Source organism: Bradyrhizobium sp. U531 (assembly GCF_051710265.1).
GTDB lineage: Bacteria > Pseudomonadota > Alphaproteobacteria > Rhizobiales > Xanthobacteraceae > Bradyrhizobium.
Genome location: NZ_JASVEN010000001.1, coordinates 1,878,863 through 1,897,573, shown reverse-complemented (window position 1 = coordinate 1,897,573; position 18,711 = coordinate 1,878,863). Strand labels below are relative to the sequence as shown.

Annotated in this window: 17 protein-coding genes; 4 read left to right on the top strand and 13 right to left on the bottom strand. The window is 64.7% G+C overall.

Features of this window, described 5'->3' with window-relative positions:
- Positions 1 to 85: 85 nt before the first annotated feature.
- The 4 genes from QRQ56_RS09390 to QRQ56_RS09375 all read right to left on the bottom strand — a co-directional run bounded on the left by QRQ56_RS09390 (position 86) and on the right by QRQ56_RS09375 (position 3,367).
- Entirely contained in the window at positions 86 to 433 is a 348-nt protein-coding gene (locus tag QRQ56_RS09390) for an ethanolamine utilization protein (RefSeq protein ID WP_438739255.1), read from the bottom strand.
- A gap of 339 nt (positions 434 to 772) precedes the next feature.
- Positions 773 to 1,768, bottom strand: coding sequence for an ABC transporter substrate-binding protein (locus QRQ56_RS09385; RefSeq protein WP_438739254.1), 996 nt, complete (start codon positions 1,766 to 1,768; stop codon positions 773 to 775).
- Positions 1,769 to 1,790: 22 nt separating this feature from the next.
- Positions 1,791 to 2,600 carry an ABC transporter ATP-binding protein gene (locus QRQ56_RS09380; protein ID WP_438739252.1) on the bottom strand — a complete coding sequence of 270 codons (810 nt, stop codon included), beginning with the start codon at positions 2,598 to 2,600 and terminating at the stop codon, positions 1,791 to 1,793.
- Positions 2,597 to 3,367, bottom strand: a complete 771-nt coding sequence (locus QRQ56_RS09375) for an ABC transporter permease (RefSeq protein WP_438739251.1) — start codon at positions 3,365 to 3,367, stop codon at positions 2,597 to 2,599. The genes QRQ56_RS09380 and QRQ56_RS09375 overlap by 4 nt, the downstream gene beginning before the upstream one ends.
- Positions 3,368 to 3,473: 106 nt before the next feature.
- Between QRQ56_RS09375 and QRQ56_RS09370 the strand changes: the two genes are divergently transcribed.
- Genes QRQ56_RS09370 through QRQ56_RS09360 form a run of 3 tightly spaced genes read left to right on the top strand, consistent with a single transcriptional unit; the run spans position 3,474 to position 6,947 of the window.
- Positions 3,474 to 4,601, top strand: coding sequence for a mandelate racemase/muconate lactonizing enzyme family protein (locus tag QRQ56_RS09370; RefSeq protein WP_438739249.1), 1,128 nt, complete (start codon positions 3,474 to 3,476; stop codon positions 4,599 to 4,601).
- Positions 4,601 to 6,196, top strand: coding sequence for a GMC family oxidoreductase (locus QRQ56_RS09365; protein ID WP_438739248.1), 1,596 nt, complete (start codon positions 4,601 to 4,603; stop codon positions 6,194 to 6,196). Before QRQ56_RS09370 ends, QRQ56_RS09365 begins: the two co-directional genes overlap by 1 nt.
- Positions 6,197 to 6,224: 28 nt before the next feature.
- On the top strand, positions 6,225 to 6,947 hold the full coding sequence (locus QRQ56_RS09360; RefSeq protein ID WP_438739246.1) for a GntR family transcriptional regulator: 723 nt from the start codon (positions 6,225 to 6,227) through the stop codon (positions 6,945 to 6,947).
- Between the two features lie 53 nt (positions 6,948 to 7,000).
- Here the strand turns inward: QRQ56_RS09360 and QRQ56_RS09355 are convergent, their stop codons facing one another.
- From QRQ56_RS09355 to QRQ56_RS09315, 9 genes are all read right to left on the bottom strand, one after another.
- Positions 7,001 to 8,791, bottom strand: a complete 1,791-nt coding sequence (locus QRQ56_RS09355; protein WP_438739245.1) for a chloride channel protein — start codon at positions 8,789 to 8,791, stop codon at positions 7,001 to 7,003.
- Between the two features lies 1 nt (position 8,792).
- Positions 8,793 to 9,641: a formylglycine-generating enzyme family protein gene (locus tag QRQ56_RS09350; RefSeq protein ID WP_438740128.1), complete on the bottom strand. Its 849-nt coding sequence runs from the start codon at positions 9,639 to 9,641 to the stop codon at positions 8,793 to 8,795.
- A gap of 129 nt (positions 9,642 to 9,770) precedes the next feature.
- Positions 9,771 to 11,414: an arylsulfatase gene (locus QRQ56_RS09345; RefSeq protein ID WP_438739244.1), complete on the bottom strand. Its 1,644-nt coding sequence runs from the start codon at positions 11,412 to 11,414 to the stop codon at positions 9,771 to 9,773.
- 32 nt (positions 11,415 to 11,446) lie between these two features.
- Positions 11,447 to 12,220 (bottom strand): GntR family transcriptional regulator, encoded by a 774-nt coding sequence (locus tag QRQ56_RS09340; protein ID WP_438739243.1) that lies wholly within the window; start codon positions 12,218 to 12,220, stop codon positions 11,447 to 11,449.
- A 4-nt stretch (positions 12,221 to 12,224) separates the two neighbouring features.
- Positions 12,225 to 13,277 carry an ABC transporter ATP-binding protein gene (locus QRQ56_RS09335; protein ID WP_438739242.1) on the bottom strand — a complete coding sequence of 351 codons (1,053 nt, stop codon included), beginning with the start codon at positions 13,275 to 13,277 and terminating at the stop codon, positions 12,225 to 12,227.
- Entirely contained in the window at positions 13,274 to 14,113 is an 840-nt protein-coding gene (locus QRQ56_RS09330) for a carbohydrate ABC transporter permease (protein ID WP_438739241.1), read from the bottom strand. The genes QRQ56_RS09335 and QRQ56_RS09330 overlap by 4 nt, the downstream gene beginning before the upstream one ends.
- Positions 14,110 to 15,045 (bottom strand): carbohydrate ABC transporter permease, encoded by a 936-nt coding sequence (locus tag QRQ56_RS09325; protein WP_438739240.1) that lies wholly within the window; start codon positions 15,043 to 15,045, stop codon positions 14,110 to 14,112. The genes QRQ56_RS09330 and QRQ56_RS09325 overlap by 4 nt, the downstream gene beginning before the upstream one ends.
- A gap of 3 nt (positions 15,046 to 15,048) precedes the next feature.
- The gene (locus QRQ56_RS09320) at positions 15,049 to 16,443 is read right to left on the bottom strand and encodes an ABC transporter substrate-binding protein (protein ID WP_438739239.1); all 1,395 of its coding nucleotides are present in this window, start codon (positions 16,441 to 16,443) and stop codon (positions 15,049 to 15,051) included.
- 186 nt (positions 16,444 to 16,629) lie between these two features.
- The gene (locus QRQ56_RS09315; RefSeq protein ID WP_438739238.1) at positions 16,630 to 17,433 is read right to left on the bottom strand and encodes a DeoR/GlpR family DNA-binding transcription regulator; all 804 of its coding nucleotides are present in this window, start codon (positions 17,431 to 17,433) and stop codon (positions 16,630 to 16,632) included.
- A 222-nt stretch (positions 17,434 to 17,655) separates the two neighbouring features.
- Between QRQ56_RS09315 and QRQ56_RS09310 the strand changes: the two genes are divergently transcribed.
- On the top strand, positions 17,656 to 18,675 hold the full coding sequence (locus QRQ56_RS09310; protein WP_438739237.1) for an ABC transporter ATP-binding protein: 1,020 nt from the start codon (positions 17,656 to 17,658) through the stop codon (positions 18,673 to 18,675).
- Positions 18,676 to 18,711 lie beyond the last annotated feature (36 nt).

Below are 18,711 nucleotides of genomic sequence, written 5' to 3'. Positions count from 1 at the left end.
TCCCCTTAGACAGCGAACCCATCGCCACAAGACTTAAGCGTGGTTGATGGTTGCTGGCTTCGCTACAACCATCCCAACAGCCATCTCACCCTGCTTCCTGCCAATGCGGATAGGTGACGTAGGCGGTGACGGCGCCTTGCTCGTGGGAGCGGATGGTGACCTGCTGCCCCTTGGGCATGTGGACGATCTCACCTGGACCGGCGGTGACTGTGCCATACTCGCTCGTCACCGACAGCTTGCCCTCCAGGACGAGCATGACGTCGTCCACGGCGAGCTTTTCCTCGAGGCTCTGATTGGGCGCATAGCGCCCGAAGCCGATTGTGATTGGTCCGCCGTCGCGCTGATCGATCACATTGCCGGCGAATATCTCTGCATCCTGCCCAGGCGAGCGTTCGAACGATGCGTCGGCGACGGCAAATTTGCGAACTTTCATGACAACCCTTCCGTCTTGCGCGAGGAGTCAGCGAAAACACGGTTGGTAAACGCATGAGAGAATTGTTTGTTCAACGGGTCAGTGGCGCATCGTTCCCGCAGGGAACGTCTGGCGCGGAACGGGGCCGGCGTCTTCGCTGCCGCGCGCGGAGCATGATATCGACGCGGTCGCCTCGAACACGGTGGACGGGCGATCTATGACCTTCGCGCAGCAGCTGGAGGAGACGTACGCCGACGGCATCGCGGTGCTGCGCACAAGGTGCATGTCGCGATGTCCGAGCGCGCCGGACAGGTGACGTGTCCGGCGCCAACACAAAAAAGCCCCTCAGTTCGCTCGCCCCTAAGCAATCGTCTTCAAATACAGACCCGGATCGAAATATTTGCTCGCCGGCGTGAAGTCCTTGATGCCGGCGTTGGCCATGAAGAAGTCTGTCGATTGCTGCAGCCAGTTGGTGACGGTCCCGTCCGAGTACATCCGCTTCCAGTCCTTGGACGTGAACATCTTCTGGGCCTTGAAGGACTCGTTGATGTCGGACAGCGGCGTCTGGCTGTAGTGACCCTTCTGCAGCTTCTCCATCGCCTCGTTGCTGTTGGCGACGATGTAGTCGTTGGCATCGGCCCAGCCGCGGATCAGCTTGGCCAGGGTCTCCTTGTTGGGTTCGTAATAGTCGTTCGCCGCGGCCCAGCCGCCGATGATGGCCGCCTTGGGATAATAGGCTGACGCATCGGCCAGCATGGTCGCGCCGGGCACCTTGTCGCGGACCGTGACGTTGAACGGCACCCAGAGCGCCACGGCCGGCACGGCGCCGGAGATGAAGGCGGTCACGGCCGCCGGCATGGTCTGGTTGACGAGCTCGACCTCCTTGGGGTCGACCTTGTTGGCCCGCAGCGCAGTGTCGAGGAACACGTGCGCCGTGGTGCCGGTCGCGGTCGCGATGCGCTTGCCTTTCAGATCCGCGAACGACTTGATGCCCTGATCGCCGCGAACCCAGAGCTGCGCCGTCGCGACCTCGATGTCGTTGATGAGGAACACCTTGCCCTGGCCGCGCGCCGGGAAGTTCGAGAGCACGGCGCCGGTCGCGAGCACGTCGAGGCTGCCGCCGATCAGGGCCTGGAAGATTTCCAGCCCGGTGTTGAATTGCCGCAGCTCGAGATCGAGGCCCTGCTTCTCGAAGGAGCCGCGGTCCATGCCGGTCCAGATCTGGCCGTCGACGGCGACGGTGTGAAGATAGCCGACGCGGACCTTGGTTTTCGCTTGCGCGATCGCCGGCGCCGCGGCCGTGAAGGTGCCGAGCGCAAGGCCCGCCGTCGTGGTCAGAAATTGCCGCCGATCCATGATGTCTCCTCCGTTTTGCCTGTTATTCCGAGAACGAGACTGGACGCATCTGTGCCTGCTGGGCGCGATACTCGTCCATCACGAGCTGTCTGATGTGGCTTCGCAGTTCTGCGAATTCCGGACGTTCCTGGATCGACTCGTCGCGCGGATAGGCGAAGGGAACGTCGATGATTTCCTTGATCCGCGCCGGCCGCGCCGTCACCACCACGATGCGTGAGGCGAGGTAGATCGCCTCCTCGACGGAATGGGTGATCAGCATGACGGTCTTGCCTTCGGTCTCCAGCACCTTGAGCAGCAGGTTCTGCATGTTGGAGCGGGTCTGGGCGTCGAGCGCTCCGAACGGCTCGTCCATCAGGAGGAACTGCGGCTTCACCGCATAGGCCCGCGCGATCGCGAGGCGTTGCCGCATGCCACCGGACAGATGTTTCGGATAGGAATTGGCGAAGTCGGACAGGCCCATCAGGCCGAGATAGTGCTCGCAGATGGCCTCGCGCTCGGCGGCCGGGACATGGTTGGCGTTGAGCGTCAGGCCGAAAGCAATGTTCTGCTTCACCGTCAACCACGGGAATACGCCGTATTCCTGGAAGATGACGCCGCGCTTGGGGCCGGGACCGGCGACGGGACGGCCGTCGAACAGCACCTTGCCGGTGGTCGGCTTCTGGAAGCCGGCGAGCATGCTCATCATCGTGGTCTTGCCGCAGCCAGACGGCCCGATCACCGCGATGAAGTCGCCGTCGTTGATGTCGTAGCTGACGTCCTCGACGACGTTGAGACGGCCCTTCGCCGTCTCGAAGGACAGCGACACCTTGTCGAACTGCGCGCGCTTGGTCATGCGATGGCCCGATCCTGCCAGACCAATAGCCGCGCCGTGATCTTGCGCAGGATCAGATCCATGATCAGCGCGATCAGACCGATGCAGATGATGCCGACATAGATGACGTCGAGCAGGAAGTAGGTCGAGGCATTCTGGATCATGGCGCCGAGCCCGCGCTGCGCCGCGATCAGCTCGGATGCGACCAGCGTCGCCCAGGCCACGCCCAACGCCACGCGCAGCGCCGTGAGGATATGCGGGACGGTGAGGGGGATGATGACCTTGCGGAAGATCTCGGCCTGGTTGGCGCCGAGCGTCTGCGCCACGCGGATGTAGAGCGGCGTGATCTGCGAGACACCTTCATACATCACGATCACGCCCGAGAAGAACGAGGCGTAGAACAGGATGACGAGCTTTGCGAGTTCGTCGACGCCGAAATAGACGATCACCAGCGGGATCAGCGCGATCGGCGGCAGCGCGCGGAAGAAGTTGATCATGGGGTCGGCGAAGGTGCGGGCGGGGCGATACCATCCGAGCAGAAATCCGACCGGCACGGCCACGAGGATGCCGAGCGCGACGCCGAGAAAGACGCGCCGCGTCGAGGCGAAAATGTCGATCAGCAGGCCTTCCTTGGTGAGAAGCTCGAAGAATTTGGCGGCGACCTGGTGCGGCGCGGGGATCAGCGAGACGTTGACGAAGCCGCTCCAGCGCACGGCGTACCAGAGCAGGATTGCACCGATCCACGGTATCAATCCGAGACCGATGCGTCTCAGGCCAGCTCCGTTCATTCGACGCGTCCACCCAGATTGCGGTTGATGTTTTCAAAGGTCATATTATAAATAGGATGACCATACAAGTGGCGCCTTTGGTCGTAGGCGTCGCAGGGTTTCCCGCATGACATCGCAGCCTTTCACCATCCGAAGCGTCCAGGCCTTTGGCTATCGCTACCCGCTGACCACGCCGGTCATCACGTCCTTCGGGCGGATGAAGGATCGGCCGGCTGTCTTCGTCCGCGTCGAAGACACCGACGGGAACATCGGCTGGGGCGAGGTGTGGTGCAATTTCCCCGCACCGGGCGCCGAGCATCGGGTTCGGCTCGTCAACGAATTGCTCGCGCCGGCGCTGGTAGGGTTCAATTTGACCGAGCCGTCCGCCGCTTTCGAGCATCTGACGCAGGGAACCTCCGTGCTTGCGTTGCAATCCGGCGAGGCCGGGCCGTTTGCGCAGTCGATCGCCGGCATCGATCTCGCCGTCTGGGATCTCCACGCGCGCCGCCGGAACGTCGCGCTGTGGAAGCTGCTCGGCGAGGCGGAGCGCACGATCAAGGTCTACGCCAGCGGCATCAATCCGGTCGGGTCCGAGCGCACGGCCGAAGCGGCGCTGGGCCGCGGTTATCGCGCGCTGAAGCTGAAGATCGGCTTCGATCCGGCAGGCGACCGCGCCAATCTCGCCGCGCTGCGCCGTCTTGTGGGCAAAGGTATGCTCGCCGCCGACGTCAATCAGGGTTGGACGATTGCGCAGGCGCTGGAACTTGCTCCGCAACTCGAGCACTTCGCTCTCGCCTGGCTCGAGGAGCCGATCCGCGCCGATCGCCCGCGGCAGGAATGGATGCAGTTGCGCGAGGCCATCCGCTTTCCGCTCGCGGCCGGCGAGAACATCGCGAGCCACGCCGGCTTTGCCGAGGTGCTGCGTGAGCCGGTGCTCGGTGTCGTCCAGCCCGACATCGCCAAATGGGGCGGGCTGTCGGCTTGCGCGAGCATCGCCCGGGACATCCTGGCGTCGGGAAAGATGTTCTGCCCGCATTATCTCGGCGCCGGCATCGGCCTTCTGGCCTCCGCGCATCTTCTCGCCGGCGTCGGCGGCGACGGTCTGCTCGAAGTCGACTGCAACGAAAACCCGCTGCGCGACCGCTTCTGCGGCCCCGTGCTCGATGTCCGCGACGGCATGATCACGCTCGGTGACGAGGCTGGCCTCGGCATCACGCCCGATCTCGCCTCCATCGAACAGTACCGGACGATCTGATGCCAGCACGCGGCTACGACTACATCATCGTCGGCGCGGGCTCGGCCGGCTGCGTCATTGCGAACCGGCTGTCGGCCGATCCGTCCTGCCGCGTCCTGTTGCTGGAGGCCGGCGGATCGGATCGGAATTTCTGGCTGAAGCTTCCCGTCGGCTATTACCGGACCATTTACAACGAGCGCTTCTCGCGCCTGTTCAGGACCGAACCCTCGGAGGGAAGTGGCGGTCGTGCCATCGTCTGGCCGCGGGGCCGCGTGCTCGGCGGCTCGTCCTCGATCAACGGCCTGATCTTCATCCGGGGCCAGCACGAGGATTTTGACGATTGGGAACGTCTCGGCGCCGAGGGCTGGAGCTATCGCGAACTCCTGCCGTATTTCCGGCGCCACGAACGCTACCGCGGCGGCGAGAGCCAGTTTCACGGCGGGCTCGGGGAGTTCGAGGTCTCCGACCTTCGCAACGACAATCCGGCCTCGAAGGCCTGGGTCGAGGCGGGCGTCGAGTTCGGCCTGCCGCGCAATCCCGACTTCAACGGCGCCACGACGCTCGGCGTCGGCACCTACCAGCTCGGCATCGGGCGGCACTGGCGAACCAGTTCGGCCTCGGCGTTTCTGCGCCCCGCCGCCGGCCGTCCGAACCTTACCGTCATCACCCATGCGCAAGTCAGCAGGGTCGTTTTCAACGGTCGCGTCGCGACCGGCGTCGAGTGGATCAGCAAGGGGCAGGTCCACAGCGCGACGGCCGATCGCGAGATCATCCTGTCCGGCGGCGCGCTGCAGTCGCCGCAGATCCTCCAGCTCTCCGGCGTCGGTCCGGCTGACCTGCTGCGCAAGCTCGGCATTCCCGTCGTTGCCGAGTCCCCGGACGTCGGCGCCAATCTCCAGGACCATTATCAGGCCCGGCTGATCGTCCGCCTGAAGGAGCGAATTTCGCTCAACGATCAGGTCCGCAATCCCGTCGAACTGGCGAAGATGGGCTTGCAGTGGATGCTGGCGGGCAGCGGCCCGCTGACGGTCGGGGCGGGGCAGGTAGGCGGCGCGGCCTGCACGGAATACGCAGTCGGCGGTCGGCCGGACGTGCAGTTCAACGTGATGCCGCTCTCGGTCGACAAGCCCGGTGAGCCCCTGCACAGCTATTCCGGCTTCACCGCTTCGGTCTGGCAGTGCCACGCAAAATCGCGCGGACGGCTTGCGATCAGCTCGACCGATCCCTTCGAGCAGCCGCGTATCGCACCGAACTATTTTGCCGAGGAGATCGACCGCAAGACCATTGTTGCGGGTCTGAAGATTCTGCGCGAGATATATCAGCAGAGGGCGTTTCGCCCGCTCTGGGACGTCGAGATGGTGCCGGGCGAGGCGACAAGGGACGATGCCGGGCTGTGGGATTTTGCGCGCAATACGGGGGGCACGGTGTTTCACTGCGTCGGGACCTGTCGGATGGGCAGCGATGCGCAGGCCGTGCTCGATCCGCAGCTGCGCGTGCGCGGCGTCGAACGGCTGCGGGTGATCGACGCCTCGGTGATGCCGCAGATCACCTCGGCCAACACGAATGCGACCAGCCTGATGATCGGCGAACGCGGTGCCGCGCTGGTCATGGCCTGATCGCGCGGCCTGAATTCCGGAGGGCGAGATGGAATTGAGTTCCGACAGTCACGTCCCCAAATACGCGCAGATCGCCGACATCTTCCGGCAGCGCATCGCGCGCGGCGTCTGGACCCAGGGCTTTCGCCTGCCGGCCAACGAGGAGCTGGCCGCCGAGTTCGGCGTGTCGCGCGTCACGATCAGGCAGGCAGTGGAGCTGCTGGCCCGCGACGGCGTGATCGAGGCACAGCAGGGGCGCGGCACCTTCGTTACGGGGACAGTAGGGCAGGATCGCTGGCTCAAGGTCGAGACGACGCTCTCCGATCTCGCCGACATGTACCGCGACACCTCGCCGGAGATCATCAACATCTCGGAGAGCCGCACCAATGCGCCGCTGCTTCCCGGTGACGGCAAGCCGGCCGAAAAATATGTCTTCATGCGCCGGCTGCATTCGCGGGAGAAGCAGCCATATTGCGTCATTTCCATCTATCTCGACGAGAAGATCTTTCGCAGGTCGCCGAAGCGCTTTCGCAACGAGACCGTGATCCCGATCCTGAATGATCTCAGGGATCCCGCCATCGCCAGCGCGCGCCAGACCCTGACGATCGGCGCCGCGGATATCGAGGCGGCGCGGTTGCTGCGCGTGCCGCTGAATTCGCCGGTGGCCGAAGTCCGCCGCATCTTTACGACCGCGGACCGCACCGTCATCTATCTCGGCGAGGTCACCTACCGCGGCGACTTCGTGCGGATCGACATGGATCTGCGGCCCTGACGCATGACCCGGAAAAGCGCGCAGCGGCTTTCCGAAAGGGTCAGGCTCAAACGTCAACGCGAGAACAGCTCCTGGTTCCGGCGCTCGAGTTCTTCGCCATAGGTGCGCAGGACGTGTGCTTCGCTCAAGGTGCCGATCGTGGCGCGATGATCGGTGCGGTCGACGACCGCGAGCACATCGGCTTCGCTGCGTTCAAAGGCCTGCAGGATCTCGCGCACCGGCGTGGTCGGGAGCAGACACTCATCCTGTTGCTGGGCGAGTGACCCGATCTGCTCGTCGTCCAGATTGGCCACTGAATGCAGCGTCGCGGCGGGCACGATGCCCGCATAGATGCCGTTGGGATCGCGCAGCACGATCTGGCGGACCTGTGCCGGCGAGAACAGCTTTTGCGCCTCGCCGATGGGCATCGTCGTCAGCGCATTCTCGAAATCGGTGCGCATTAGGGAGGCCGCGCTCATCTGCCGGACCCAGCCGATGTCCTGCGGGCCGCGGATCACCTCGCCGCGCAGATGAAAGCGCCAGGTCGCGAAGCTGTAGCCGAACAGCTCGCGAACGATCAGCGCGCAGACCGACGACGCGACCACCGCTCCAACGGTGACCGAGAAATCGCCGGTGATCTCGAGCGCGAGACAGACCATGCTGAAGGGCGCTCCGAGGACGCCGGTTCCGAGCGCGGCGAGCGCGGCGATGGCGGCCGTGCCGGGCTGGAGCGCCAGCGTGGGAAGAGGGCCCGTCAGCACGATGCTGTAGAGCTGCCCGATCAGGGCGCCGAGCAGGAGCGAGGCGAAAAACAGGCCGCCGCGAAAGCCGGAGCCGAGGGAGATGGCCGAGGCCAGGATCTTGAACACGATCGTGGTCGTGAGCAGGAGCCAGGTCGGGTTGCTGACCAGCAGGATCTGCATGGCGCCGTGGCCGGCGCCGAGCACGGTTGGCGTCAGCAAGGCGAGACCGCCGAGCAGGAGGCCGCCGAGAATCGGCCGCAGCAGGCCCTTGAACATCGTGACGCGCTGAAAGCAGCGCTCGGAGAATGCGACCGCGAGCATCACGATGATGCTGGCGAAGGCGCAGATGATACCGATCAGCACCGTCTGGCCGATCATCTCGACGGAGACCGGTGAGGGGAAGCCGGGCACCATCAGGAAGGACTGGTGCGTCAATTGCCGCGCGACGAGCCACGCGGTGACCGCGCTGGCGATGACCGGCACGAGACCGGCGGAGGTATAGGCGCCGAGCACGACTTCGAAGGCGTAGAAGGCGCCGGCGAGCGGCGCGGAAAACGCGGCGCTGATCGCCCCCGCGGCGCCGCAGGCCACCAGCAGCCGCATGTCGTTGCGGCGGGCGGCCAGGCGCTGGCCGACGTGGGAGCCGAACATCGAGCAGATCTGCGTATAGCCGGCTTCCAGCCCGACCGACCCGCCGAACCCGTTGGACAGCAGCGTTTGGATCGAGATCAGCAAGCTGCCGCGAAAGGACACCCGGCCGCCATAGAGCGCATTGGCTTCGATCGCGTCGGCGAGCTGCTGTCCCTTCACGCGCCGGGCGAAGTACAGCCCGATCAGTGCGAGCACCAGGCCGCCGAGCATCGGGACGAGCAGCGTGCGCTGCCAGGAGATCACGCCGGTGGCGCTGAGATGTGCGTCGTAGGGAATGTCGAACAGCAGGGCGTGAGAGACCTGGCTGAGGCTCGAGATCGCGGCGATCAGGACGCCGCTGAGCAGTCCGACCACGATGGCGACCAGCACGAGGCCGGTTTCGCGATTGCGCACGAAATTGCGCAGGAACAACGGCAGCAGGCGGATGCCGGGGGCCGTGGCCGGCTTCGCGGGATGGGATGCCTGCGCCATCCTATGCCGGATCCCGCAGCGGCTCGGTGCGCACGACGCGGAAGCCGATATTACTGGACGAGGACTCGGTCGTGTTGGAGCTTCGCGCCGCGACGCGGTAGCGATTGCAGTAGGAGTCGTGGCAGAGGAAGGATCCGCCGCGCATCGATCGGTTGGGAGCCGGCTCGCGGTTCAAAGGGTCTCGTGACGGTGTGAGGCGGTGATAGCTCGGCGAAAAATAGTCCTCGCACCATTCCCAGACATTTCCGGCGACATTGTGCAGGCCATAGCCGTTGGGCACGAAACTGTGAACGGGCGCCGTACCGAAATAGCCGTCATCGACAGTATTGCGGTCGGGAAAGTTGCCCTGCCAGATATTGCAGCGATGCTCGCCGCCGGGCTGCAGCTCGTTGCCCCAGGGATAGGTGGCCTGGTCCAATCCGCCGCGCGCGGCCATCTCCCATTCCGCTTCCGTCGGAAGGCGCGTGCCGGACCATTGGCAGTAGGCTTGTGCGTCGTTCCAGGAGACGTGAATGACAGGATGATCGAGCCTGTCGAGGATGCTGCTCGACGGTCCTTCCGGCTGCGCCCAGTAGGCGCGCGTCACCGGGACCCACCATGGCGTTTCCTGAACGCGCGCCGTGCGTACGTTGCGCGTCTCTTCCGGCAACAGGCCGTCGAAGACAAAGCTCCAGCCGTAGCGTTCGGCGTCCGTCGTGTAGCCGGTGGCACGGACGAAGTCGCCGAATTGCAGATTGCTCACGGCGTGGCAGGCAATGGCATACGGCGACAGCGTCACCAGCCGTATCGGGCCTTCGCCGTCTTGGACGAAGCCGATGCCGTCCGATCCCATGCGAAAGGCTCCGCCGATCAGCGAGCTCCAGCGGCGTCGGATCGGGGTTGGACTGGGAGGGATCGCCGCCCGTGCATCCTCGCCCGTCGCCGGCCCGTTGCCGGCGGCATGCTGGGTGCAACAGTGTGAGCGATCCCCGGTCATGTCCTATTTCTGCTTCTCTTCCTCCCAGAAGGCGGTGCCGCCTTCCGCCTTCATCAGCTCGAGGATCTTCTCCCGCGGGATCACGCCGCAGCGATTGGCCCATTGCTGATACTGCGCCAGCATCTCCTTGACGCGGTCCGGATGCTGCGCGGCGAGATCGTTCATCTCGGTGCGGTCCGTCTCCATGTCGTAGAGCTCCCAGGGGCCGGGATACTTCCGCACCAGCTTCCATTTGCCGACGCGCACGGCCGCATTGCCCTCGTGCTCCCAGAACAAAGGGCCACGGTTGCCATAGGCCGAGGCGAATGACGGCACCAGGCTCTCGCCTTCGCAAGGCAGGATGGCGTTGCCGTTGTACTCCTTGGGATAGGTGGCGCCGCTGACGTCGAGAATGGTCGCCATCACGTCGGTGAGCTGGCTCGGGTTGTGGCGCAGGCCGCCTCTCTCGGAGATGCCGCGCGGCCAGTGCACGATGAACGGGGTCGCGATGCCGCCCTCGTGGATCCAGTGCTTGTAGAGACGGAACGGGGTGTTGGAGAGATTGGCCCAGGCGGTGCCGTAGCTCTGATAGGTGTCCTCGGCGCCGGGCATCAGGGTCGGGTCGTTGCCGAAGCGTACCGGCTTGCCGTCGCGTGTCTTCGCCTGCGCGATCATGAGCTGATCCACCAGCTCCTTTGCCGTGACGCCTTCCGGAATATCCTCGGCGCAGGCGCCGTTGTCGGAGAGGAAGATGATCAGCGTGTTGTCCATCTCGCCGGTCTCTTCCAGCGCCTTCAGGATCCGGCCGATGCCCTGGTCCATGCGGTCGATCTGGGCCGCATAGACCTCCATGCAGCGCAGGGTCCATTCGCGCTGCTCCGCGTCGGTCCACGGCGGCTGGGTCGGATCGCGATCGGTCAGGCGCCAGTTCGGATGGATGATGCCGTCGTCGACGAGGCGCTTGAGCCGCTCCTCGCGCAGCTTGTCCCAACCCGCATCGAAACGGCCTTTGTACTTGGCGATATCCTCGTCATGGGCATGGAGCGGCCAGTGCGGCGCCGTATAGGCGACGTATTGGAAGAACGGCGCGTCGGGCTTCTGCGCCTTGTGCTGGCGGATGAAGGCGGCGGCCTGATCGCTGATTGCGTCGGTGTAGAAGAACGAGGGATCCTTCACCGCCTCGTGCTCGATATTGTCGTTGCCGCGGGTGAGCGTGTTGGGATGGTAAAAGCTGCCGGCGCCGATGATGGTGCCGTAGAAATGGTCGAAGCCGCGCTGCATCGGCCATGCGTCGGTCGGCTCCGTCAGGCTGCTGGCAATGTGCCATTTGCCGCTGAGGTATGACGTGTAGTTCTTGCTCTTGAGGGCTTCGGCGATCGTCACGCAGCTCTTGTTCAGGTTGCCGGCGTAGCCCTCGGGGCCGTTGCTGTAGGTGAGGATGCCGATGCCGGTCTGGTGCGGATGCAGGCCGGTGAGCAGCGAGGCGCGCGAGGGGCTGCAGCGCGCGGTGTTGTAGAACTGCGAGTAACGCAAGCCATTGGCCGCGAGGCGGTCGAGGTTCGGCGTCTGGATCTCGCCGCCGTAACAGCCGATGTCCGAAAAGCCCATGTCGTCGTTGAGGATGAGCAGGATGTTGGGGCTATCGGGGGTCTTTGCGCCATTCGGCATGTTTGTGTCCTCGTTATTGACGTGTGGCGTTGCTAGTGGCGGCGCGTCAGGTTGATGCTGAGCCGGAAATATTTCGGCAAGTAAACGGCGCGCAGCAGTTCGAGCGCCCGGCCGTCCTTGCCGAAGGTGACGCGCTCGATGGAGAGCAGGGGCGAGCCCACCTTCACTCCCAGCAGCTTGGCGCTACCGGTGTCGGCGAGGTCGGCGCTGATGGTCTGCTGGGCATCCTTGATGGCGAGGCCAAGCTCGTCCTCGAAGACGCGGTACATGATGATCGAAACCAGATCGCGCTTCTCGAGCTCGAGGCCGATATCCGGCGGATAAAAGGCGTGCTCGATGGCGATCGGCGTGTCGTCGGCGAGCCGCAAACGCCGAAGCTGCCAGACAGCGCGCTCGCGCAGCTGCTCGCGAACCGCGGCGTCGTGCCGGTTGGTCATGCCCTGCTGCAGGATCGTGGCGCCGGCCTGGTAGCCGGCGTCGCGGATGGTTTCCGAAAAGCCCATGAGGTGGCCGACCCAGTTCTCGGGCTGGTTCGAGCGCAGGAAGGTGCCGCGGCCGCGCGAGCGGTCGAACATGCCTTCGTTTACAAGAGGCGCGATGGCGTTGCGGATGGTGATGCGGCTGACGCCGAAATGGCGGCCGAGTTCGGCCTCGGTCATCAGGCGGCCGGTCCCGTCGATCAACTTGCCGTCGCGCACCTGGCTGCGAATGGATTCACGGATCTGGATATGCAGGGGCGTCGAGCCCTCCGCGGCCACATCGCTGCCGAGCGGCGCAGGTTTCTTCTTGCGTATTTGAACAGCCATGGTCTCAGAGCCGCATGCGTGTTGCTGGATCGAACAGGTGAATGTCTTGCGGACGGGCTGTGATCAAGATCGTGTCGCCCTCGCCGGGAATGTTTCCGTCGGCGACGCGCATGCGGATCATGGTGCCGGCGCAATCGAGATCGAGCACGGCGGTATCGCCGAGATCCTCGATCAGGTCGACCCGCGCCCCGAGGCCGCCCTCGGCCATGCGTAGCGCGCCGGGCCGGAGCCCGACCACGACATCGCGCTCACCCGCGGTCGTGGCCGTCGTCTTAAGGCGATGGCCCGCGATGATGACGTCGCCATTCACGTAGCGGGCGGGAACGAGGTTCATCGGAGGATTGCCGATGAAGCCGGCAATGTCGATCGAGTTCGGACGGGCGAACACCTCCGCGGGCGTGCCGACCTGCTGGATCTCGCCGGACATGAACACCGCCATGCGGTCTGCCAGCGTCATGGCCTCTTCCTGGTCGTGGGTGACGTAGACGGCGGTGACGCCGAGCGAGCGCTGCAGCTTCTTCAGCTCGGCGCGGGTTTCCAGTCGCAGCTTGGCGTCGAGGTTCGAGAGCGGTTCGTCGAGCAGGAACAGGCGTGCCTTGCGCACGATGGCGCGGGCGAGCGCGCAACGCTGCTGCTGGCCGCCCGAGAGCTGGCCCGGCTTGCGTTCGAGCAGATGATCGATCTTGACCTTGCGTGCCGCGTCCTTCACGGCAGGCGCGATCTCCGCCTTCGACAGCTTGGCCATCTCCAGCGGAAAGGCGATGTTCTCGGCCACCGTCATGTGCGGGTAGAGCGCGTAGCTCTGGAACACCATGGCGATGTCGCGATCGCGTGCGTCGGTCGAGGTGACGTCCTTGTCGTCGATCAACACGCGGCCGGCGGTCGGTGCGTCGAGGCCGGCGAGGATGCGCAGCGTCGTGCTCTTGCCCGAGCCGGACGGGCCGAGCAGGGCGAAGAACTCACCCGGCTTGATGTCGAAATTGACGCCCTTGAGCGCGGCGAACTCGCCGTGCATCTTGACGATGTTGCGAAAACTGACCTGACCCTGGCCGCTCATCGGCGCCCTCCGCCCTTGACTGCACCGACCGTCAGGCCCTTCACGATATGCTTCTGCGCGACCACGCCGAGGACGACGACAGGCAGCATGGCAAGGACCGAGACCGCTGCGAGCTTGGCCCACAGCGTCTGCTCGACGGAGACGAAATTGAACATGGCGACCGTGACCGGACGCACCGTGTTGCCGCTCAGCACGACGGCGAACAGGAATTCGTTCCACGCATTGAGGAACACGAACACGACCGTGACCGCGATGCCGCCGCGGACTTGCGGGATGATGATCCGCCACAATGTCTTCAATCGGCTGGCGCCGTCGAGATAGGCGGCTTCCTCCATCTCGAAGGGAATGTCCTCGAAATAGGAGACCAATAGCCAGATCGCGAAGGGCAGCGAGAACGACAGATAGATCAGGATGATGCCCTGATAGGTGTCGATCCAGCCGATGTTCCGCAGCACCAGGAAGTAGGGGATGATGATGCCAACCGGCGGCAGCATCTGCGTCGCCAGCACGTAGAAGCCCGCGAACTTCTTGCCGCGAAAGCGCAGGCGCGCCAGCGCGTAGGCTGCCGGCACCGCCATCAGCATGGTGACGATGGTGGTGCCGACCGAGATGATGACGCTGGAGACCAGGTTCGGCAGGATCGATCCCGAGCCGAACAGCACGTCGCGATAGGCTTCCCATGTCGGCGCGAACACCAGCTTGGGCGGATAGGCCAATACGTCGGAATCGGTCTTGAGCGAATTCATGACGCTCCAGATGATCGGGAACGCCCAGGCCAGCAGGAAGACCATGGAGATCGCGAGCAGCGCGACAACGCGAAGGCGTCTTGCGGTCATTTCGCCCTCCGCATCGCAAACAGGATGCCGGAGATGATGATGGTCACGATCAGCAGCGCGACCGCGAGCGCCGAGCCGTAGCCGATCGACAGCTCGGTGAAGGATTTTCGGTAGGCATAGAGATTGAGAATCTCGGTCGCCGTGCCGGGGCCGCCGGCGGTGACGGTGAAGATCGCCGCGAACGCGGTCAGCGCCACCATGGTCCGCATGATGATGACCATGACGATCGCCGGACGCAGCAAGGGCAGGGTGATGCGGCGGAAGCGTTGCCAGGCAGAGGCGCGGTCGAGCCGTGCCGCCTCGTAGATATCCTCTGGCAAGGAGGCGAGGGAGGCCAGCAGCACCATGAAGGCGAACGGCGTCCACTGCCAGGTATGGATCGCGATCACCGAGACCATCGCAAGCGTGGGATCGCCGAGCCAGTTCTTGCTGCCGAGGCCTGCATTGATGGCGAGGAAGTCGACGATGCCGAATTCCGGCGCCAGCATGAAGGTGCGCCAGATCATGCCGACCACGGCCGGCGACAGCACCACGGGCAGGATGGCGATGACCCTGAACCAGCCCTGGCCGCGCTTCATGTCCATGACCAGCAGAGCGAGCGCCAGGCCGATGATGACCTGCAGTGCGACGGTCGAGCCGGTGTAGACGAGGCTCACCAGCAGCGAGGTCCAGAAACGCTCGTCGGAGAGCAGCACCTGGTAGTTCTCGAAACCGACGAAGCCGTTGGTGAACGGCATCGCCAGATCCATCCGGAACGTGCTGGTGTAGACCAGGAAGAGCAGCGGGAACGTCGTGGTGGCGAGCAGCGCGAGGAACGCCGGTGCAAGCAGGGCCGCTGCAAACCGGCGCTCGCGCTGCGCCAGGACGCGGCCGAAATCGCTGCGAGGCGCCTCGCTCGCGATCCCGGCCGATGTCACCGCTGTCGTCGCCATGGCTCAGCCGCGCATCATCGGTTCGATGCGGCGCTGCGCATCGTCGAGGGCAGCCTTGATCGTGGCCTGGCCGGAGAGGGCCGACTGGATCGCGGTCGCCATGGTGTCGCCGATCGCCGGCCATTGCGGCACGCGCGGACGCCAGTCGACGTCGGTGTCGTCCTGGAGTGCGCCCATCGTGGCCTCGACGAAGTTCTCGCCAAAGCCGTTCATCAGCTTGATGTAATCGGGGTTCTTCCACACTGAAGTGCGGTTGACGCCCGAGCGCTTGGTGGGACCGGCGAACTTGTGCGCGGTGCGCGCCTGGGTCTCGGCGCTCGCGGCCCACTGGATGAACAGCCAGGTCGCCTTGCGCTTCTTCTCCGGCAGCGCGGAATTGATCGGGAAGCCCCAGTTCCAGATCGACGTGGTGCGCTTGCCCGAGGGGCCCTTGGGCCAGCGGGCATAGGCGACCTTGCCGATCACCTTGGACTTCTCGGGGTTGTTGACGACCGACGCCGACGAATGCGCGTCGATGTAGCTGGCGACGGTCCCTTGCGAGAAGGCGTCGGCGATGTCGGGCCAGTTCCAGTTGGCCGCCGCCGTCGGCGCGTACTTCTTCATGATGTCGACGTACCAGGCGAGGGCCGCCTCGGCCTCGGGGCCGTTGACGGTGAGCTTGCCGCCCTTCATCCAGTCGCCGCCGAACTCGCGGAAGATCGACGGATAGATGTACATGTTCTGGCCGGCACCGGCGACGCCGCGCAGGGCCGCGCCCCAGACCCGATCGTTCGGCGTGTTCAACGCCGCGGCGTTGGACATGTAGGCCTCGAGCGTGTCGGCCGGCTTCAGACCCTTCGCGTCATAGAGGTCCTTGCGATAGACCTGGATGGTGACTTCGCCGTCATAGGGCATGCCGTAGAGCTTGCCGTCGATGCCGTTGGCGCTGCGCCAGGCCGGAATGATGTCGTCGAGCTTGAACCAGGCCGGATCGGTCAGCGCCTTGTCGTTGAGATAGGTGTCGAGCGGCTCGACCCATTTGTTGGCGGCATAGAGCGCATAATACATGGGGTCGGCGGCATGGGTCGCGTAGGTGCCGGTCTTCGAGGTCAAATCGATGACGCTCTTCTGCCGGATCTGTGCCGGCGGAATCTTTTCGAAGCGGACGTCGATGCCGGTGAGCGCCTTGAACTGCGGCGCCAGCGTGATGAGGTTTTCGAAATAGCTCGCCGGTATCACGGCGACCGTGATGGTCTCGCCGGAAACCTGCTGCCAGTCGATCTCAGCGGATTTGTAGGGCGCGAGGTCGGCGTCCTGCGCGGCGGCTTGCCGGAGAAAGGCCGGACCAAGCGTCGCGAAAGCGGCGGCTGCGGTGCCGGTCTTGAGTAGCGTTCGTCGCGTCGGCGTGAATGACGGCATGCGGTCCTCCCGAAAATCCGGATTTATATTTCCGGTTAGTCAGGACATTTGCCTAAATGTTATAACAAGTCAACCGCGACAAAATGGAGCGCTCTCCGGCCGTTCGACACGCAGCGTGAATCGATCGCGGACCTCGCCTCCGGGGAGGCGCGATCGGGCTGAGCAATGATGACGTGCAGTTGCCGGCTAGGTGTTGCCGAGAAGCTCGAAATCCGCGCGAGCGTCGCCGGCCGTGTGGATTTGGCCGCTGTATCTCTGCGCGATCGGCTCGAACGCTGCCGGCAATCGGTCGTCGATGACGAGATGGTGGCACGCGTCGAGGTGGCCGCCGCGAACCGTCGCATTGCGCCCGAATTTGGTGATGTCGGCCACGAGCACGGACGTTCGTGAATTGGCGGCGATGGATTGGCGTGCCTTGACTTCATCGACATGGAAGTCGAGCAGCGTGCCGTCGGGATCGACGCCGCCGACGCCGAAGATGCCGAAATCGGCGCGGAATCCCGAGAAGAAGCGCACGGCGGCTTCACCAATGATGTCGCGGTCGAGCGGCCGCAGCGTGCCGCCGGCGATGGTGATCTCCACGTCGGGATTGTGCGAGAAGGCCGCGGCCACGTTCAGGCTGTTGGTGATCACCCGCAGATCGCGTCGGCGGGAGAGGGCCTGCGCGACATATTCGGGAGTCGTGCCGAGCCCGATCATCAGCGACGTCCCGTCGGGAATGAGCTTAGCGGTCGCATGCGCGATCCGCCGCTTGGCCTCGGCGTTCAACCTGTGTCTGCTGCTATAGGCGAGGTTTTGATTCTGGACGGGGAGACTGACCCCGCCATGCACGCGCCGGAGCAATCCCTGGTCGCAAAGCGCATTCACAAGGCGACGGATCGTCTGCTGGGTCACCTCGAAACGCGCCGCAAGCTGCTCGATGGACGCGAAGCCTTGCTCGCGCACGATCTCCAGCGTGTGGACCTGACGTGTCGTAGCGCTCTTGGGCATGAGCCCTCCGTTCCCAACGAAAGTATCATTTGAACAGCTGGGACGCAATTTTCTGTTTCATATGGTGTCACACTATGTTCATATGAACATATTAGTCGCTACGCCGATGAAAGCGCGTGGCTCAAGGGAGGACGCATGGACCGGTCTGCGACCGGCATTGCGCTGCTCCTTTGGAGCGAGCCGCCATCAGCGTAGCTGCATCATGCTGAGAGCGAACCGGCCATGTCGGCGATTACGCTGAACCATGTCTCCAAATCGTGGGGCGCGATGCGCGCCGTCGATGACATCAGCCTGACGGCGGACGAGGGCTCGCTGCTTGTGCTGCTGGGACCGTCCGGCTGCGGCAAGTCGACCACGCTGCGTCTGATCGCCGGTCTCGAGGAGGCCGACGCCGGCACGATCGCCATCGGCGGCGTGGACGTGGCCCGCCTGTCGCCGGCGGACCGGAAGATCTCCATGGTGTTCCAGTCCTATGCGCTGTTTCCACATTTGAGCGTGGCCGAGAACATCATCTTCGGCCTGCGCGTGCGGCGCGTGTCGCGCGCCGAGCGCGACGCCCGGCTTCGTCGCGTCGCCGATATCGTTGGTCTGGCGCATCTGCTCGATCGCAAGCCGTCGCAATTGTCGGGCGGGCAGCGCCAGCGCGTCGCGCTGGGACGCGCCATCATCGCCGAGGCGCGGGTCTGTCTCATGGACGAGCCGCTGTCGAACCTCGACGCCAAGCTGCGACACGAGATGCGAACGGAAATCCGCGCGCTGCAGCAGCGTCTCGGCATGACGATGGTCTATGTCACCCACGATCAGACCGAAGCCATGACGATGGCGGACCGCGTCGTGCTGATGCGCGACGGCCGTATCGAGCAGAACGGTTCGCCGGAAGAGCTCTACAATCGGCCGGCGACAGCGTTCACGGCGCGGTTCATCGGCACACCGCCGATGAACCTGGTGCGCCAGGCCGGTCATCTCATGGGCATTCGGCCGGAGCACATCCGCATCGTGCCCGGCGGGGATCATGCCGCGCGGGTCAAGGCCGTCGAGCATCTCGGGGCCGACAGCATCGTGCTGTGCGACATCGACGGTCAGCCGATCTCGGTCCGGCTCGACGGGTTCAGCAAGGTTCAGCCCGGCGAGGATGTCCGGCTGGCCTGGGAAGCCGGTCACGAGCATCGGTTCGATGCGGCGACGGAATGCCGATTGGAGACTTCAGTCAGGGAGGGCCGGCTGGCGACCTCCGCTGGATAGCAGCGGTGGTGTCAGGCGCTCGGTGGATTACAGAGG